The sequence below is a fragment of the Vibrio cincinnatiensis genome (assembly GCF_022113815.1).
In the GTDB taxonomy this organism is placed as follows: Bacteria; Pseudomonadota; Gammaproteobacteria; order Enterobacterales; family Vibrionaceae; genus Vibrio; species Vibrio cincinnatiensis_A.
Genome location: NZ_SGOM01000001.1, coordinates 583,808 through 600,627 on the forward strand (window position 1 = coordinate 583,808; position 16,820 = coordinate 600,627).

Annotated in this window: 17 protein-coding genes and 2 tRNA genes; 12 read left to right on the forward strand and 7 right to left on the reverse strand. The window is 41.3% G+C overall.

Annotated elements, in window-relative coordinates; translation table 11 throughout:
* On the reverse strand, positions 1-669 hold the full coding sequence (queE, locus tag EXA13_RS02740) for a 7-carboxy-7-deazaguanine synthase QueE (protein WP_238131755.1): 669 nt from the start codon (positions 667-669) through the stop codon (positions 1-3).
* A gap of 215 nt (positions 670-884) precedes the next feature.
* On the opposite strand from queE, the gene yidA reads away from it, so the two are divergent.
* Complete coding sequence (gene yidA / locus EXA13_RS02745; RefSeq protein WP_238131756.1) at positions 885-1,691, forward strand: sugar-phosphatase; 807 nt, start codon at positions 885-887, stop codon at positions 1,689-1,691.
* A gap of 31 nt (positions 1,692-1,722) precedes the next feature.
* On the opposite strand, the gene EXA13_RS02750 is transcribed toward yidA, so the two are convergent.
* Positions 1,723-2,661 carry a siroheme synthase gene (locus tag EXA13_RS02750; RefSeq protein ID WP_238131757.1) on the reverse strand — a complete coding sequence of 313 codons (939 nt, stop codon included), beginning with the start codon at positions 2,659-2,661 and terminating at the stop codon, positions 1,723-1,725.
* 360 nt (positions 2,662-3,021) lie between these two features.
* On the opposite strand from EXA13_RS02750, the gene EXA13_RS02755 reads away from it, so the two are divergent.
* From EXA13_RS02755 to EXA13_RS02780, 6 genes are all read left to right on the forward strand, one after another.
* Positions 3,022-4,050: an amino acid ABC transporter substrate-binding protein gene (locus tag EXA13_RS02755; protein WP_238131758.1), complete on the forward strand. Its 1,029-nt coding sequence runs from the start codon at positions 3,022-3,024 to the stop codon at positions 4,048-4,050.
* 107 nt (positions 4,051-4,157) lie between these two features.
* Positions 4,158-5,381: an amino acid ABC transporter permease gene (locus EXA13_RS02760; RefSeq protein ID WP_238131759.1), complete on the forward strand. Its 1,224-nt coding sequence runs from the start codon at positions 4,158-4,160 to the stop codon at positions 5,379-5,381.
* A 2-nt stretch (positions 5,382-5,383) separates the two neighbouring features.
* Positions 5,384-6,475, forward strand: a complete 1,092-nt coding sequence (locus EXA13_RS02765; RefSeq protein ID WP_238131760.1) for an amino acid ABC transporter permease — start codon at positions 5,384-5,386, stop codon at positions 6,473-6,475.
* A gap of 30 nt (positions 6,476-6,505) precedes the next feature.
* Positions 6,506-7,261 carry an amino acid ABC transporter ATP-binding protein gene (locus EXA13_RS02770; protein WP_238131829.1) on the forward strand — a complete coding sequence of 252 codons (756 nt, stop codon included), beginning with the start codon at positions 6,506-6,508 and terminating at the stop codon, positions 7,259-7,261.
* Positions 7,262-7,431: 170 nt separating this feature from the next.
* Positions 7,432-8,091, forward strand: a complete 660-nt coding sequence (locus EXA13_RS02775; RefSeq protein ID WP_238131761.1) for a Bax inhibitor-1/YccA family protein — start codon at positions 7,432-7,434, stop codon at positions 8,089-8,091.
* A 123-nt stretch (positions 8,092-8,214) separates the two neighbouring features.
* A complete protein-coding gene (locus EXA13_RS02780) occupies positions 8,215-8,544 on the forward strand; it encodes a TusE/DsrC/DsvC family sulfur relay protein (protein WP_238131762.1) in 330 nt (109 codons plus the stop codon).
* A 31-nt stretch (positions 8,545-8,575) separates the two neighbouring features.
* Here the strand turns inward: EXA13_RS02780 and yccX are convergent, their stop codons facing one another.
* Positions 8,576-8,851, reverse strand: coding sequence for an acylphosphatase (yccX, locus tag EXA13_RS02785; protein WP_238131763.1), 276 nt, complete (start codon positions 8,849-8,851; stop codon positions 8,576-8,578).
* Positions 8,852-8,987: 136 nt separating this feature from the next.
* On the opposite strand from yccX, the gene EXA13_RS02790 reads away from it, so the two are divergent.
* A complete protein-coding gene (locus tag EXA13_RS02790) occupies positions 8,988-10,181 on the forward strand; it encodes a class I SAM-dependent methyltransferase (RefSeq protein ID WP_238131764.1) in 1,194 nt (397 codons plus the stop codon).
* 137 nt (positions 10,182-10,318) lie between these two features.
* On the opposite strand, the gene EXA13_RS02795 is transcribed toward EXA13_RS02790, so the two are convergent.
* Both EXA13_RS02795 and EXA13_RS02800 read right to left on the reverse strand, forming a co-directional pair.
* Positions 10,319-10,395: transfer RNA gene (locus EXA13_RS02795), tRNA-Val, on the reverse strand.
* A gap of 18 nt (positions 10,396-10,413) precedes the next feature.
* Positions 10,414-10,490, reverse strand: a tRNA-Val gene (locus tag EXA13_RS02800).
* Between the two features lie 330 nt (positions 10,491-10,820).
* On the opposite strand from EXA13_RS02800, the gene EXA13_RS02805 reads away from it, so the two are divergent.
* Positions 10,821-11,882, forward strand: coding sequence for a GGDEF domain-containing protein (locus EXA13_RS02805; protein WP_238131765.1), 1,062 nt, complete (start codon positions 10,821-10,823; stop codon positions 11,880-11,882).
* Here EXA13_RS02805 and EXA13_RS02810 read toward each other — a convergent pair.
* Together EXA13_RS02810 and EXA13_RS02815 are read right to left on the reverse strand one after the other, a co-directional pair.
* Positions 11,879-12,565 carry a DUF2726 domain-containing protein gene (locus tag EXA13_RS02810; protein WP_238131766.1) on the reverse strand — a complete coding sequence of 229 codons (687 nt, stop codon included), beginning with the start codon at positions 12,563-12,565 and terminating at the stop codon, positions 11,879-11,881. The genes EXA13_RS02805 and EXA13_RS02810 overlap by 4 nt on opposite strands.
* 25 nt (positions 12,566-12,590) lie before the next feature.
* Positions 12,591-13,562, reverse strand: coding sequence for a chemotaxis protein (locus EXA13_RS02815; protein ID WP_238131767.1), 972 nt, complete (start codon positions 13,560-13,562; stop codon positions 12,591-12,593).
* 509 nt (positions 13,563-14,071) lie between these two features.
* Between EXA13_RS02815 and EXA13_RS02820 the strand changes: the two genes are divergently transcribed.
* The 3 genes from EXA13_RS02820 (at position 14,072) to EXA13_RS02830 (ending at position 16,819) form a co-directional block, all read left to right on the forward strand.
* Positions 14,072-14,314, forward strand: a complete 243-nt coding sequence (locus EXA13_RS02820) for a hypothetical protein (RefSeq protein WP_041156857.1) — start codon at positions 14,072-14,074, stop codon at positions 14,312-14,314.
* 124 nt (positions 14,315-14,438) lie between these two features.
* Positions 14,439-15,848 carry a TolC family protein gene (locus EXA13_RS02825; protein WP_238131768.1) on the forward strand — a complete coding sequence of 470 codons (1,410 nt, stop codon included), beginning with the start codon at positions 14,439-14,441 and terminating at the stop codon, positions 15,846-15,848.
* Positions 15,845-16,819 carry an HlyD family secretion protein gene (locus EXA13_RS02830; RefSeq protein WP_238131769.1) on the forward strand — a complete coding sequence of 325 codons (975 nt, stop codon included), beginning with the start codon at positions 15,845-15,847 and terminating at the stop codon, positions 16,817-16,819. The genes EXA13_RS02825 and EXA13_RS02830 overlap by 4 nt, the downstream gene beginning before the upstream one ends.
* Position 16,820 lies beyond the last annotated feature (1 nt).

Below are 16,820 nucleotides of genomic sequence, written 5' to 3' on the forward strand. Positions count from 1 at the left end.
CTATGCGATATTTAGGTATTTATGAGTTTGAATGGATAAGCGCCAATTACGGGCAATACAAGTTTCAATACACAATTGAGTCGCTCGTGGCTTCTGGCTCAGTGGTTGTAAAGCGATGATCGTCGATACGGGCAACACTATTTGGCTTAATAAAGCCTCCAGTTGCTCGATATCTTTTTCCGTTCCCACTGGGTGCTTAATTTCATTAGCTCGCAGTAACGTCGACGTTAAAACAGGTAGTTTGCCTTTCATGGCAATTTTCGGTGAAACGGTCACCCAAGTACGCTCACTGGCCTGAACCTCAAAAGTGCCACTGGTTTCAATTTGACATTGGCATCCAATCGCTTCAAATGCCAGTGTCAATGGCATAAGATCGTAAAAACACGGCTCTCCGCCAGTAATAACAATATGTTTGGCTGAAAACCCTTGCTGATGATATTGCGAAATAATTTCATCAGCAGACACCGAACACCATGTCGGGCTATCCCCCTGCTTCACGATGATTTGCTCCATACTGCGTTGATCTTGCTCGAACGCCTGCCAAGTCTGTTTAGTATCGCACCAAGCACAACCAACCGGGCAATATTGCAAGCGAACAAAGACAGCGGGAACCCCAGTAAAGACGCCTTCGCCTTGAATGGTCTCAAATATTTCGTTTACTTTATACAAGGTCAACGGCCTAATCTATCGTTATCAATTTCAGGTCGCAGACCTTAATAGATGCGCTTCGTTAGGTCAATTTAAAACCGAGTGGATAAAAGAAAAAAACAGCTTCATAATTTGAGCCAATGCTTGATTGTTGTACAAGGTTACTTTTAGTTTTCATAGAAAACGCGTATCTTGTCATGTTTTAATTGGTCTGATTCCATCACTTTAGGTAACACATGTATAAATTGATCGCTCTTGATATGGATGGCACCCTGCTTAATAGCCAGAAACAGATTTCACCACGTACCAAACAGGCCATTGCAAAAGCTCGGGAACAAGGAATTCACATCGTTCTTGCTTCTGGACGTCCGCTGGCTGGTATGCGCAGTAAATTGGAAGAGTTAAACCTCACTTCACAGGATGACTACGTTCTCCACTACAATGGCTCCGTAGTACAGAACGTGGGGACCGGTGATATCATTTATCAGCAGATCCTTGATGGTCGCTCAGCGAAAATGGTCGCTCGCTTAGCCAAAGAACTAGGAGTGAATGCTCATGCATTCAGTCAGATTCATGGGCTTATTACCCCAAAAATCAGCCAATATACTGAAGTCGAAGCCACCATTAATGATTTAACCATTACTGAGATGGATTTTGAACAATTAGAAGATGATCACCCGATTATTAAGGCCATGATAGTTGCAGAACCTGAAGCATTAACCGAAGCAATCCGTCAACTACCCTCTTCATTACATCAAGATTATACCATCGTTCAAAGTGCAGCCTTCTTCCTTGAATTTCTGAATCCAAATAGCAACAAAGGTATCGGAGTCAAAGCGATAGCCGATCATTTAGGTATTCATGCCAACGAAGTGATCTGTATGGGGGATGCAGAAAATGATCACCATATGTTGCAGTATGCCGGGCTTGGCATTGCAATGGCAAATGCGATGGAAGAAACCAAGCAAATTGCCGATCATATTACCCTGAGTAACGATGAAGATGGCGTCGCCGTGGCGATTGAACAATTTGCACTGCGCTAACAGGAACAAAACGTAGGGTAACACAGTTTCGTTACCCTTCTCTTCCTTGTTTTAAAACCCGTTCTTGTCCTTGTAATAACAAGTACTCATGCTTATCAGCAGACACCAATACTACGACTTTTTGCTCGGCTTGTTTCGCTGTAGCTAGGCGCTCACTCAATTGCGCAGGATGATGAAAACTCTCTCGCTCAGCATCTCGCCGACAAAGATCAATGTAGCCATAAGGGCATGTTTGTTCAAATAAAACCAATTCGGCTTGCTGCATATAACGCAACGCTTTCAGAGGTAAGAGCTCAACATCTGTACCATATTCGATCCAAACCACCTCACCCCGTTCATCTACTTCTTCTGTGAGCGCGACTCGATAACACTGCTCTAAGGCTTCACGACTTGTCGCATTTTTCACTGAACGTTGTGCAAAAAAATGTTCCCAAAATTTACGCCTTAGCTCAACGGTGGGTAAATATTCTTTAATCGAATTGCGTTTCGATGCCCCAAAATCCGCCAATAAATCAAGATTTTGAGGTAAAACCGTTTCCAGTGTTTCACGAACATTACGGATTAATACCGGAGAAGCTCCACCACTGGAAATCGCAATCTGAATGCGTCCTCTCTCTAAGATAGAAGGAGTAATAAAATCACAATAGGGTTGGTCATCAACCACGTTCACTAAAATACCTGCCGCTGTAGCATCACGATACACTTGATGATTAAGTTCAGGGTTATCGGTTGTCGCCCACACCTGGCGATACTCTTTTGTAACATACTGTGAGGAGTAGAAATTTTTTACCCACTGACAACACCCTTGTTCAACCCACGCTTGAATGGGTGAAACAATTTGCGGAGAGACGAGCGTAACCTGTGCGCCGGCACGTAGCAGGGCTTCAACTTTTCGGCATGCGACTTCACCTCCACCAACGACCAATACCGCTTTATTCAGCAAATCAAGAAATAGAGGGAAATAACGCATTATGTCTCCACCTTTTAAACCGTTTAGAAGGTGCGACCAAAAAAGGTGCACCAAAAGAGAATATCATCAAATGATAAATAATTATTCACTAAATTTATCTTTGTTTATGGCTTTTTATTTCAAATAATAACCACATTTTAAATAATGAAATTAAGAGTGAGAAATTTACACTTTCTCTGCTCTGTTGCACCAAGATCGTTCCCAATTGCACTATTTACAACTAAGTAACATTTAGCCATGCTTATTCCAAGTCCAGTATCAATGTGCAACGACGATAACGACACTAAAAACGTACATTCACTAATAATAAAATTCACCATTGAAGTGGGCTTACCACCGGATCAGACAGGAATAATTATCATGGCAAATAAATTAACATTGATGACAACAATCATCGCAGTATCAACAAGCTTAACCATAAATAATGCGCAAGCGGCGAGCAGTACTTTAGATAAAGTGTTAGCTCAGGGAAGTTTAAGTTGCGGAGTCAGTACTGGATTACCCGGTTTTTCTAACCCTAATGCGAAGGGGGAATGGGAAGGAATTGATGTTGAATATTGTCAAGCTTTAGCGGCAGCAGTATTGGGGGACAAAAATAAGGTTAAATATGTTCCTCTGACAGCAAAAGAACGCTTTACCGCTCTACAGTCAGGTGAAATTGATGTGTTGTCGCGCAATACCACTTGGACATTACACCGTGATTCCGCACTGGGCCTGAATTTTGTTGGTACCAATTACTATGATGGCCAAGGTTTTATGATCAAAAAAGAGTTGGGAATTGAGAGCGCAAAAGATCTGGATGGAGCATCGGTGTGTGTCCAATCAGGAACGACAACCGAACTTAACCTTGCAGATTACTTTCGTAAAAATGGCATGAGTTATAAGCCAGTTGTTTTTGATACTGCAGCACAAACCGCACGAGGGTTTGATTCAGGCCGCTGCGATGCATTAACGACAGATCAATCCGGTTTGTATGCTCTGCGACTAAATTTATCTAAACCCGATTCCGCTACGGTTTTACCAGAAATCATTTCTAAAGAACCGCTAGGCCCAGTCGTGCGCCAAGATGACGATCGCTGGTTCAACATTGCCAAATGGACGCTTTTTGCCATGATCAATGCTGAAGAATATGGCATCACCTCTACCAATATTGATCACATGCTTAAATCTGATAACCCTGATGTCAAACGCATTCTGGGTGTTGATGGGCCAAAAGGACAGGCTCTTGGTCTTCGTGACGACTGGGGGTATCAAATCATCAAACAAGTGGGCAACTATGGAGAAAGTTTTGAACGTACTGTAGGAAAAGGCTCTCCGTTACAAATTGCTCGTGGTGTTAACGCCCTATGGAATGAAGGTGGATTTATGTACGCTCCTCCTATCCGATAATTCTCATGCTAACCATAACGTAATCAGGGATAGCCTAATTGCGTTATGGTTTCTCTAGCGCGGGACCTTGCCCGCTCCCATATTGATTGATTTGAGGTTATCATTCTATGAAACCTGAGCCCCTTGCTGTGCTTAAAATAAGCGAAAAAAACAATAAAACTCGAACTACGTATAAAAGCACACGCTTTTTCTATAACCCAGCCTTTCGGTCTGCTTTATTTCAATTGCTTGCCGTCATCGCACTGATTTTTTTCTTCTACACCATTATCAATAACGCACTCACCAACTTAAGTGATCGAGGTATTGCCACAGGATTCGATTTTCTTAAACAGCCAGCTGGATTTGGGATTGGCTTATCTTTAATTGACTATAATGAAGGCCATTCTTATGGACGAACCTTTATCGTCGGCTTACTCAATACAGGATTAGTCTCAATATTAGGGATTTTTTTCGCAACCGTATTGGGGTTTATGATTGGAATTGCACGTCTTTCCTCAAATTGGCTGATTAACCGATTAGCTGCACTTTATGTAGAGACGTTTCGCAATATTCCGTTGTTATTACAAATTTTTTTCTGGTATTTCGCTGTACTGCAAGCGCTACCATCACCAAGAGAAAGCTTGAGTTTCGCCAATGCTCTTTTTTTAAATGTACGCGGATTATTTTTACCTTCACTGGCGTTTGAACCCGGAAGTCAATTCGTTCTCATGGCACTCGCTATTGGACTAACATCTGCCTTTAGTTTCCTTATTTGGAGCAAAAGCCAACAACGAAAAACAGGCAAAACTTGTTCAAATGCTCGTATTGTTTTCTCTGTAAGTTTGGGGCTCCCTTTTATTATTTATTGGCTATTAGGCATGCCTATTTCACTCCAATATCCAGAATTAAAAGGGTTTAATTATCATGGTGGCATTAGTATCATTCCTGAATTAGCCGCTCTATTACTTGCTTTAAGTGTCTACACCGCCGCTTTTATTTCAGAAATTGTTCGCTCTGGAATCAATGCTGTCAGTCAAGGTCAAAGTGAAGCCGCCTTATCGCTAGGTTTGTCTCGATCTCAAACCTTACAGTTGATCATTATTCCCCAAGCCCTGCGAATCATTATTCCACCCCTAACCAGCCAATACCTCAACTTAACAAAGAATTCATCCTTAGCCATGGCGATCGGCTACCCAGATTTAGTCTCCGTTTTTGCTGGCACGACGCTCAATCAAACCGGACAAGCCATCGAAATTATTGCCATGACAATGGGAGTTTATCTCGCTCTTAGTTTATTCACTTCCGCATTGATGAATATCTACAACCGCAAAGTTGCTCTAGTGGAGAGATAATAATGACAACACCTCTATTTCACGCTCACTCACCTGCCTTATTCACCTCCATACTCACTTGGTTGAGGGAAAATCTATTCAATGGGGTAATCAATACATTCTGTTCCCTATTATTGGGCTACTTAGCTTTGAGCGCTGCTTGGGCCGTATTAGATTGGGCTATTTTTAATGCTGACTGGATCGGTTCAACTCGTGACGCTTGCCACGGTGAAGGCGCTTGTTGGGTCTTTATTTCCGTTCGCTGGGAACAATTTATGTATGGTTTCTATCCACCAGAAGAACTATGGAGACCCCGTCTCTTTTTTGCCTCACTGGCCATCCTACTTCTGCTATTAGCTTATGAGAAAACCCCAAACCGAACCAGAATCTGGGCCTTTTTTGTCACAGCCTATCCTTGCCTCATCGCTACACTGCTCTATGGTGGCGTTTTTGGCTTAGCCGTCGTTGAAACTCACCGCTGGGGAGGGTTACTCATCACATTAGTCATCGCCTTAGTGGGAATAATTGCATCTCTACCTATTGGAATACTACTCGCGTTGGGCCGTCGCTCTCGTATGCCAATCATCCGTAGTTTATCCACCGTTTATATTGAAGTTTGGCGAGGGATACCACTAATTACGGTTCTCTTTATGGCTTCAGTTATGTTACCTCTATTTTTATCTCATGGAACAGAGATCGATAAACTGATTCGCGCCTTACTTGGTGTGATCATGTTTAGCGCAGCTTATATGGCAGAAGTCATTCGAGGAGGCTTACAAGCGATAACGAAAGGGCAATATGAGGCAGCCAATGCATTAGGCCTAAGTTACTGGAAAAAAATGACGCTAATTATCCTTCCGCAAGCGTTAAAAATCACCATTCCTTCCATCGTCAACACGTTTATCGGCCTATTTAAAGATAGCAGCTTAGTGCTGATCATCGGCATGTTTGATGTGTTGGGAATTGGACAAACCGCCAATACGGATCCTGACTGGCTAGGCTTTGCTACCGAAAGCTATGTTTTTGTTGCCCTTGTCTTTTGGCTGTTCTGCTTTGCGATGTCTCGCTACTCTATTTGGCTCGAACATAAACTGCATACTGGCCACAAACACTAAATAATAATGAATAAAAGGAATTGAATCATGATGATCCCCCACTCTCATAATCCATCAGTCATTGATATTCAAAATATGCATAAATGGTATGGCGAATTCCACGTGTTGAAAAACATTAATTTGAATGTGCACAAAGGAGAGCGCATCGTTATTTGTGGGCCATCGGGATCAGGAAAATCAACGATGATCCGCTGTATCAATCGACTAGAAGAACACCAACAAGGGAAGATTTTAGTTTCAGGTCATGAATTAACTGACGATTTAAAAAATATCGAAGCGGTCAGGAGAGAAGTAGGCATGTGCTTTCAACACTTTAATCTTTTCCCTCATTTAACGGTATTAGAAAATTGTACGCTAGCCCCAATCTGGGTAAAAAAAATACCGAAAGGGGAAGCTGAGGCAATAGCTATGAAATATTTACAGCGAGTCAAAATTCCAGATCAAGCAGATAAATATCCCGGTCAGTTATCCGGCGGGCAGCAACAACGCGTAGCAATTGCTCGTTCATTATGCATGAATCCACAAATAATGTTGTTTGATGAACCTACATCAGCGCTGGATCCAGAAATGGTTCGAGAAGTACTTGATGTTATGACTGAACTGGCAAAGGAAGGAATGACCATGCTCTGTGTCACCCATGAAATGGGCTTTGCAAAAGAAGTGGCAGATCGAGTTATCTTCATGGATGGCGGTGAAATTATTGAAGAAAATACCCCCACCAATTTCTTTAATTACCCTCAGTCTGAGCGGACTCAAAACTTTTTAGCTCAAATTCTACATCATTAAGTTTTTCTACAGAGAAAGCTGGTAATATCACGTTACAACTTGTTCACACATAACCCTCTCGTTTGGATTATGATTCTAACCAAGGAAAAGACAAAGTATGGGATTGAAATTAGGAACTTTTGGCCCCATCAATGTCTACATAAATATCACCACCTTCTATGAGGAAGAGTATGAATAGTCCTATGTATTCACGCACCTCGTCTTATGACAGTGCTCTACAAACCAACAAAGTGCTCAGAAACACCTATGCACTGCTTTCTATGACGTTGCTATGGTCAGCGGTGATTGCTGGTATTTCTATGGCAATGAACCTACCAAGACCTGGCTTACTGATTATGTTAGTCGGTTTTTATGGTCTATTATTCCTGACAGAAAAAAATCGCAATAACGGTTTAGGTTTAGTCTTTACCTTCCTATTCACTGGATTCTTAGGCTACACCATTGGCCCCATTCTCAATATGTATGTTGGGGCTGGGATGGGCGATGTGGTGCTGACTGCGCTAGGAGGCACAGCTCTTGCCTTTATGGGAGCTTCGGCTTATGCGCTAACCACTAAACGCGATCTTTCTTTCCTTGGCGGCCTCTTAATGGCGGGCTTTGTGGTATTACTTGTAGGTATGGTAGCGAACATTTTCCTACAAATGCCTATGTTGTATTTAGCCATGAGCGGAATGTTTGTGCTGTTTTCAACAGGTGCAATTTTACTAACTACGCAACAAATTGTACGTGGTGGAGAAACAAATTATATCTCCGCAACCGTGACCTTGTATGTTTCAATTTATAATCTGTTCATCAGCTTATTGAGTATTCTTGGCATTATGCGCGACTAACTGCTCGCTCATTTACTTTGTATTTTTACCTAGCCCGAAAGTCAATTTCGGGCTTTTATTTTTTCTTGAGCTCCTTCAGCCTCTCTATTACCCTATACCCACTTTAAGTTTAGGCAACTCACTATGTTTGAATATAACGGTAAAACCATCGATACAGATTCACAAGGCTACCTACTTGATCATACGGTATGGGAAGAAGGTATGATTCCCGTCCTTGCTAAAGAAGAAGGCATCACTCTCGATAACGCTCACCTAGAGGTCATACATTTCGTTCGCCAATTTTATTTGGAATTCAATACGTCTCCCGCAATCAGAATGTTAGTCAAAGCTATGGAAAAAGCGCACGGCCCTGAAAAGGGAAACAGCAAATATCTTTTTAAACTTTTTCCGAAAGGCCCAGCGAAACAAGCAACCAAACTTGCCGGTTTACCAAAACCAGCCAAATGTTTGTGATCATTAACTCTGCATTGTTTAATGCATGTAGCTAAAGAATTTGAAACCCTTGACAGGGAGTGTCAAGTATCGTTGTGGTACGTTCTACTTGGTCCACCTGAGCACTTTTGGGCCCTTGATTTAGCCACTCCCAAAACACTTCAACCTTGTTGGGATCACCACAAGCAACCACTTCCACATCCCCATTATTTAAATTTTTAGCATACCCGGTCAAACCCAATTTAAGACCTTGATGCGCAGTGTGATAACGAAACCCCACCCCTTGGACAATCCCGGACACTCTAAATTTTTCGCATTGTATCGTCATACTATCACCTTGATAAATGGCTTATCATAAAAGTAATGGATAACCTAAGTATATATCACTGGTGATCCTTGTTTGCATTTCAGCATCACTTACATGACAATACGCGCCCTTTTTTATGAAACATGTGAGTAGCCCTATGACTCCAGCAATCTATCTGGTCAAAGACCGTGACAAATCTCTACGTCGCCGTCACCCTTGGATTTTTTCTCGTGGTATCAGCAAAGTAGAAGGTACTCCACAATTAGGGGATACGGTTGATGTTTACAGCCATAATGGTCAATGGTTAGCAAAAGCGGCCTACTCTCCTCACTCACAGATTCGAGCTCGAGTATGGAGCTTTAACAATGAAACCATCGACACTTCTTTTTTCATCAAACGTATCCAACAAGCACAGTGTTTGCGCGAAGAATTGATTCAACGTGATGGCGTCACAGGGTACCGATTAGTTGCCGCTGAATCGGATGGATTGCCTGGAATAACCATCGATAAATATCAAAATTATCTGGTCTGCCAATTACTGAGTGCTGGAGCTGAGTTCCATAAAGACAACTTAGTAGAAGCTCTCAAATACTGTTTCTCTGATTGCTCTATTTATGAGCGTTCTGATGTCGCAGTAAGAAAAAAGGAGGGGTTAGAGGAACGAGTCGGCGTTCTCTATGGTAACACACCACCTGATTCTGTGATTATCGAAGAAAATGGCGTGAAAATCAGCGTTGATATTGTCGGTGGACATAAAACAGGTTTTTATCTTGATCAGCGTGACAGCCGTTATCATTCGATGAAATATGTAAAAGATAAGGAAGTACTTAACTGTTTCTCTTATACGGGTGGATTTGGACTATATGCATTAAAAGGTGGAGCAAAACGAGTAATTAATGCTGATGTATCACAACCTGCGCTCGATACAGCAAAATTAAATGCCCATCTCAATGAGTTTGATATAAGTAAAAAACGAGCAGTCTTTTTAAATGCAGATGTATTTAAGTTGCTGCGTGAATACCGTGATCAAGGTACACAATTTGATGTGGTGATCATGGATCCACCTAAGTTTGCAGATGCTAAAGCTCAATTAGCAGGGGCATGTCGTGGTTATAAAGATATCAACATGCTAGCGATGCAAATACTAAAACCGGGAGGCACTTTACTTACCTACTCATGTTCAGGCCTAATGGACCAAACTCTGTTTCAGAAAATTATTGCCGATGCCGCTTTAGATGCTAAGCGAGAAGTGAAATTTATCGAACGCTTTGGACAGGCTGCTGATCACCCGATTGATTCGGCCTACCCAGAAGGGTTTTACCTAAAAGGCTTTGCTTGTAAAGTTCTATAACTTAATTTGAGTCATTATACTCACCTCATTAGGGGCTGAGTATAATCGCCCTGTATCGGGCAACAAGTTTAAAATACAGCAGAAACAACAAAGCCCACTTGAAGTGGGCTTTGTTGTTTGTTCATAAAGAACGAATCTGGTGCGTCTGAGTGGACTCGAACCACCGACCCCCGCCATGTCAAGGCGATACTCTAACCAGCTGAGCTACAGACGCAAACTCTATTATTCTCTTTGGTGCGTCCGAGTGGACTCGAACCACCGACCCCCGCCATGTCAAGGCGATACTCTAACCAGCTGAGCTACGGACGCATCACTTGAGAACGAGGTGGATATTAGCGATTGATTTTAACCAGTGCAAGTCTATTTTCTATGTTTTTGAACTGATTGGCTTTTACACCACCAATTTGCTGTTTTTTTATCCTTTATTCTTGCTAAATTCACAAACCTGCCTAAAACTATAGTGCAAATGAGGAAAGAGAAAAAAACAACTCATCGAGGCTTATCACACTACGTGCAAGGTAACTAATTAGAACTACCTCTCCTTTTGTGACTCGGATTCAAAAATAATATTGATTGCTGAAACCAAATAAGTACTATAGCGCATATGGATTAAGGAATATGCAATCGAGTCGTTAGAACATGGATGCAAAGTTGTTTGGCAATTCGCATACGTTAAGAACATCAGTTCTAACAGGATTAAGCCTGTTTCTGACTGCTATTGCTCTTTTCTTTGCTACCTTTAACGTTATCTACCATCAGACTTATTTACTTGCGGGATTGGAACTCTTATTTGCCATACATTCAGCCTACCTCTATCGACTCACAAGACGAGAGCGGCACACCTTTCGACACATTCAATGGTATGTCTATTTTTTGGTCACTATCATCAGTATTGGTACGTACCTACAACCCATAAGTCATGGGCTATTTTTATGGAGCTTACTTTGTCCCGTACTTTTATATGTCTTGCTGGGTTTAAAGCAAGGCCAACTGATAACAGGGATTGTACTTATCATTCAAGTCACCAGTCTCTTTCATCAGTCATCCCCCTTCGCGGGTTACAACATAGGGGCAACCTTAATTAATCTGATTGCTTGTTACAGTGGTATTTGGATTATTGCCCACATCTATGAATTTAATCGAAATAAAATTGAAAACACCTTAACCTACTTAGCATCCAGGGACTCTCTCACCGGAGCCCATAACCGTTTATCACTAAACTCAGCCTTTCAACACTTTAAACATAATAAAGACCACGATTCGTCACTATGTCTTTTAATCCTTGATTTAGACTACTTTAAACAGATCAATGATGAATACGGTCATGATGCTGGAGATAAAGTGTTAATAGATACCAGCCATTTATTAGCTAACATTGTTGGTGATAATAATATTTATAGAATTGGTGGAGAAGAGTTCTGTATCACCTTATTTGACCACTCATTGAGCCAAGCAGAACATGTGGGAGAAAGGTTGCGCAATATTATGGCAAACCACCTCTTCTCTCATCATAACAAACGTATTCAACTCACACTGAGTGTTGGAATCTGTGAGTATCGAGAAGGTGACAACTTAAATGAATTAATTAAACTGGCAGATTTAGAACTCTATCGAGCCAAAAAAAATGGTCGAAACCAAGTTCGGATCTGCCAAACATCGGATACTGCTGCATATACCGCTTCTCAAGCAGAGACACTTTAACGCTCAATATCCTGGGTGTTATCTTCTGTCTCTTCTAATTCATACACTACATTGAAATTTTCAGTATAGGTACAATGGGGCTGGCGGCTACAGGTAAAAAAGCGTCGCCCTTTAAATTCACCTTGACTGGCAACCTTTATAACCATTGGGCTACCACAACGCTTACAAAAACGCACTTCTTTATCTGTTTCAATAAGATCAATATGAGCAGCCAATAATCGGCGTAACTTCCCCACTTGATAACTGTATTTCATGTTTGCCCCAATTAAGGGAATGTTAGCCGATTGACAAACATGCAGTAGCAGTTTCTGCCTTTCTAATTTATTTTTCGCCAGCGGCTTACCATCATCTAATTCAATGATAACCCTAGGCTCAAGAGTCCGAGCATCACAAACAATAAAATTAAAATGATTCTTAGCAATACGATTATAGGCGGCAAACTGACTTTTCTTTTTTAGCTTTCCTGGGGCAATGACATTCGCCATATTCACCTTGGCTAAAACTACGCCATGATCACCAACCGCTGCTCTTAATGCATGATAGAAGGTGCTTTCAGAGGCATTAAGCAATACCCCCTTTTTTTTATATGTATACTCTTTGCTACTCTCTTGACGAATAACGTATTTCTGAATAAAAACGAAAAAAACAACCAATAGTGCAACGATAATAAATATGTTCGTCATAGTACCTGTTTGAGGCTAAATATGGTTAAAAAATATAACTATCCATCATACTGACTAATTTGCCAATTTCAGGTTTTGTAATGGTATCATTTGCTCCTAGTGACAGCGCTTTAGAACGGTTGTCATCACTCATTAAAGAAGAAAACATAACAATAGGAGTGTTATTGTACGCTTCATTTTCACGTAAGCGTTTCACCAAATGCATTCCATCCATTCGTGGCATTTCTACGTCGGTAACTAAAGCGTTAACTAACTCACTGACTGACAACTTCTCTTCATTAGCAATACGTTGAATGTCCATCAATTTTTCATACGCTTCACCGCCATCTTTACAAGCGATGACGTTATACCCAGCAGAGCTTAATGTATCTTGAATCAGGCTACGAATAAAAGCAGAGTCATCAACCACCATCACCGTTTTTGCATTACGCTTAGCAAGCATTTTCTGATTAAGGTCAACTGAACGATCCACCTTAACATCATATTTTTCCATGCTTAATTCTGGGTTAATGTCAGCGATGATTTTTTCAAAATCCAGAATCATGATTAATTTTTGTTCTTTTCGTACCACAGCGACAACACAATCTTGCTCTCCTGATTCAAGAAACTGACTCGGTGATTCAACATCATTCCATGAAATACGATGAATACGGCTAATGCTGTCAATCAAAAATCCATTGGTCATCCGGTTAAAATCGGTCACGATGACATATTTGTTGTCGACACCTTTACGAGTCGGTACGCCTAGCCATCCTGCGAGATCCACCAGCGGAGTCAAAATGTCACGAGAAGAGAAAACACCAATCATATGAGGCTGTGCATTTGGGTAATCCGTGGTATCTGGAACCCGGATCACTTCTCGAACTTTGGCTACGTTAATACCGTAGTAACAAGTTTTTGTCTCACCATTCGGTAATAATTTCTCCAGATGAAACTCAATAATTTCCAGTTCGTTGGTGCCGCTTTCTAATAAAATAGTACTGCTTGGGTTACTCATAATGATCACATCTTTAAGGCAAGTCGACGATATTGTTCAATTTTTCTAGTATACACCGAAGTTCCCGTAAAGATAATCCGCTCAACAAGACATACTCTCTATTTTGTTAGGTATCACTGATAATTCAGCAGAAAAATACCCAAACAATGACGTCGTACAAAAACAGGCTGAACATTAACCTCGCTATTCAAAATCATTCTAGCTAACTTGGCTTGGATGAAAGTCAGTCATTCGAAATAATAATATTTAACGCTATGATTTATAAATATAAAATAAAGGAAGACAAAGATTCATTAATGATAAATTTATTAGCTAATAACTCTTCCCTATTTACACTCGAAAATCTGTCATTGATCACATTAAGATTCGCGTATTTTTTGCCCAATTGCGTGGTTACCTATATACTAAATGGAGCAGTGAGGAGTAAAAGTTATTGCCATTCTACGCTCGATTATAATGACTAATGTGGTAGATAGCTCACCCTATACATTGTCAGGAGGAAAGTAACAATGGAAAAAGATGCTTTAGGTATATGCCTTTCACGAGACATGCTAAACGAGCATCTCCTTTCGACGTTTACTCATGTCCGGGCCTATGAATTAGAAACCGAAGATCATGAAAACTTACGTGTCTTGCTTGCGTTCCCACAAATGTCTGGAAAAGATGTACTCACAACAATGCAAGGGACCAAAAAGCTCATATGGCGCGCAGATTTCTTATGTCCCTACTATTCTCATAATATTCATATATAACATTATTGCTGGTTCGGGTTTTCGAATCAGCAATTCGACTTTTGTTACAACAAAATACTACTCAGCCCTGTCGAAAATCTATAATATAGAGCATTAACTCTAAACCTGATTCTGAACGGAAAGTATGAAGCCAAAATCACTCACTCTCTTGATGTGCTCATTGCTGGGTATTTCATCGGTATCCGCTGCGCCCATTTCGTTCCAGCAAGCTTGGGAAATTTTGCAGCAAAGTAACCATTCTTTAGCCGCTGAACGAGCCAATGTTGAACACTATCAGTACATGCAAGATTCAACGTTTAATTTGAATTTACCTTCCGTTACCGTCAGTGCAAACTACATACGCTTAGATCAAGATGTCACACTATCCTTAAAACAAATCGAAAAAAGCAGCAATGCAAGTTTAGGGGCACTCAATAAACTGGGTTCCCTAACATCGACGATGACAGAACGCGATATCTTCAGTTCTTCCATTCGAGCCGTTTGGCCCATTTTTACAGGTGGCCGAATTACGGCAGCACAAACCGCTGCTGAAGGAAAAAAAGAAGAAGCACAAAGCCAGCTTGCCATGGTCATTCAAGCTCGCTATGAAGATCTAGCGAAGTATTACTACAGTGTGGTACTGGCAAAAGAAGTGCTTAATACTCGCATTGCCGTTGAACAAGGCCTAACCCAACACAGAGATAATGCCTTAAAACTTGAGAAGCAAGGTCAGATTGCCCTAGTGGAACGCTTACAAGCTGAAGCATCGCTAGATAAGGCCATGATTGATCGTAAAAAAGCAGAAAAAGATCTCGACATTGCCCAAAGTGCATTAACTCAGATACTCAATCAAGATCAATCGGTTGAACCAAGTGGTCAACTTTTTATCAACCAAAACTTACCACCACTTTCTGCCTTTGTTGAACAAACATTATCGACGTATCCAGGTTTAGAATTACTATCAGCTAAAGAGAAACAAGCCAATAGTTTAATAAAAGCAGAAAAAGGTAAGTACTACCCGGAAGTTTATGCTTTTGGTAACTACAGCCTATACGATGATGATTCTCTGGTTAGTCAAATGAAACCAGATTGGATGGTCGGTGTTGGTGTCAGCATTCCCCTAATCGAAAATACAGGGCGGAGTCATCAAGTAAAAGCGGCAAACAGCACGGTTTCACAAGTGCGTTTTTTACGCGCTCAAGCAGAACAAGATCTCACCGTTTTAGTTGAAAAAACATACAAAGAAGCTGAACAAGCTCTCGAAGAAGTTCAAGGTTTGGATTCCAGCTTAACTCTCGCACAAGAAAACCTTCTTCTACGTCAAAAAGCATTTAACCAAGGGCTTGCTACCTCTTTAGATGTGGTTGATGCCGAACTTTATTTAGCCAGTATTCGCACTCAACAAGCGGTTGCTGGATTTAACTATCTTATCTCCTTGAGTAAACTTTTAGCACTCTCTAGTGAAATGAATACCTTTTCACAATATAAACAGACGGCCACCCCTCTGACTATGCAATTTACTCAAGATCTTACTTCACAAAAGGAACCATCATGAAAGCGGTAAAATCGTCTCTTCTTACTGTTACAGCCATCGCGGCCGTCACTTGGGTCGGCTACAGCTTTTATCAGGCTTATCAGCCAAAACCGGTTCGCCTTCAGGGGCAAATAGAGTCTCAGCAATACAGTATTTCATCAAAGGTGCCGGGACGAATCGATCAAGTGTTTGTACGTAAAGGGGATGATGTAACTAAAGGTCAGCTTATTTTCACTTTGCATAGCCCTGAAATTGAAGCCAAACTTGACCAAGCCTTAGCGGGTCAAAAAGCCGCTGGTGCTTTGGCTCAAGAAGCCGAAAAAGGGTCACGTAACCAACAGATTCATGCTGCACGTGATCAATGGCTGACAGCTAAAGCAGCGGCTGATTTGGCTGAAAAAACCTATTTGCGTGTTAATAACCTTTATCAAGAAGGCGTTGTTTCTGAGCAGAAACGTGATGAAGCCAACACTCAATGGCAAGCCGCCAAGCACAGTGAAAGTGCTGCGTTTCAAATGTATGAAATGGCTAAAGAAGGTGCTCGTGAAGAAACCATTCTTGCCGCGTTAGAAAAAGAGCGAATGGCAGCAGGAGCAGTCGCTGAAGTTGAAGCGTATGCGGCAGATACACGGATTGAAAGTTGGTTTAATGGTGAAGTTTCACAAGTGCTAATGCATGATGGTGAATTAGCACCTCAAGGTTTCCCTGTGGTCACGGTGATTGATCGAGCAGATTCTTGGGCTGTCTTTAATGTGCGTGAAGATCTTCTGCAACACTTTAAAAAAGGGCAAACATTTAACGCTTTTCTTCCAGCATTAAATCAATCTATTGAGTTTAAAGTTACCCATATTGCCGCAATGGGCGATTTTGCGACTTGGCGCTCAACCGATGCGACACAAGGGTTTGATCTACGAACTTTTGAAGTGGAAGCTCGCCCAACACAAGCAATAGAAGGGTTGAGAATGGGAATGACTGTCGCAGTTGAGCTATAAA

Coding starts and splice junctions, on each gene's coding strand:
- yidA (WP_238131756.1), top strand. CDS start 885: ATGTATAAATTGATCGCTCTTGATATGGATGGCACCCTGCTTAATAGC.
- EXA13_RS02750 (WP_238131757.1), bottom strand. CDS start 2,661: ATGCGTTATTTCCCTCTATTTCTTGATTTGCTGAATAAAGCGGTATTG.
- EXA13_RS02755 (WP_238131758.1), top strand. CDS start 3,022: ATGGCAAATAAATTAACATTGATGACAACAATCATCGCAGTATCAACA.
- EXA13_RS02760 (WP_238131759.1), top strand. CDS start 4,158: ATGAAACCTGAGCCCCTTGCTGTGCTTAAAATAAGCGAAAAAAACAAT.
- EXA13_RS02765 (WP_238131760.1), top strand. CDS start 5,384: ATGACAACACCTCTATTTCACGCTCACTCACCTGCCTTATTCACCTCC.
- EXA13_RS02770 (WP_238131829.1), top strand. CDS start 6,506: ATGATCCCCCACTCTCATAATCCATCAGTCATTGATATTCAAAATATG.
- EXA13_RS02775 (WP_238131761.1), top strand. CDS start 7,432: ATGAATAGTCCTATGTATTCACGCACCTCGTCTTATGACAGTGCTCTA.
- EXA13_RS02780 (WP_238131762.1), top strand. CDS start 8,215: ATGTTTGAATATAACGGTAAAACCATCGATACAGATTCACAAGGCTAC.
- yccX (WP_238131763.1), bottom strand. CDS start 8,851: ATGACGATACAATGCGAAAAATTTAGAGTGTCCGGGATTGTCCAAGGG.
- EXA13_RS02790 (WP_238131764.1), top strand. CDS start 8,988: ATGACTCCAGCAATCTATCTGGTCAAAGACCGTGACAAATCTCTACGT.
- EXA13_RS02805 (WP_238131765.1), top strand. CDS start 10,821: ATGGATGCAAAGTTGTTTGGCAATTCGCATACGTTAAGAACATCAGTT.
- EXA13_RS02810 (WP_238131766.1), bottom strand. CDS start 12,565: ATGACGAACATATTTATTATCGTTGCACTATTGGTTGTTTTTTTCGTT.
- EXA13_RS02815 (WP_238131767.1), bottom strand. CDS start 13,562: ATGAGTAACCCAAGCAGTACTATTTTATTAGAAAGCGGCACCAACGAA.
- EXA13_RS02820 (WP_041156857.1), top strand. CDS start 14,072: ATGGAAAAAGATGCTTTAGGTATATGCCTTTCACGAGACATGCTAAAC.
- EXA13_RS02825 (WP_238131768.1), top strand. CDS start 14,439: ATGAAGCCAAAATCACTCACTCTCTTGATGTGCTCATTGCTGGGTATT.
- EXA13_RS02830 (WP_238131769.1), top strand. CDS start 15,845: ATGAAAGCGGTAAAATCGTCTCTTCTTACTGTTACAGCCATCGCGGCC.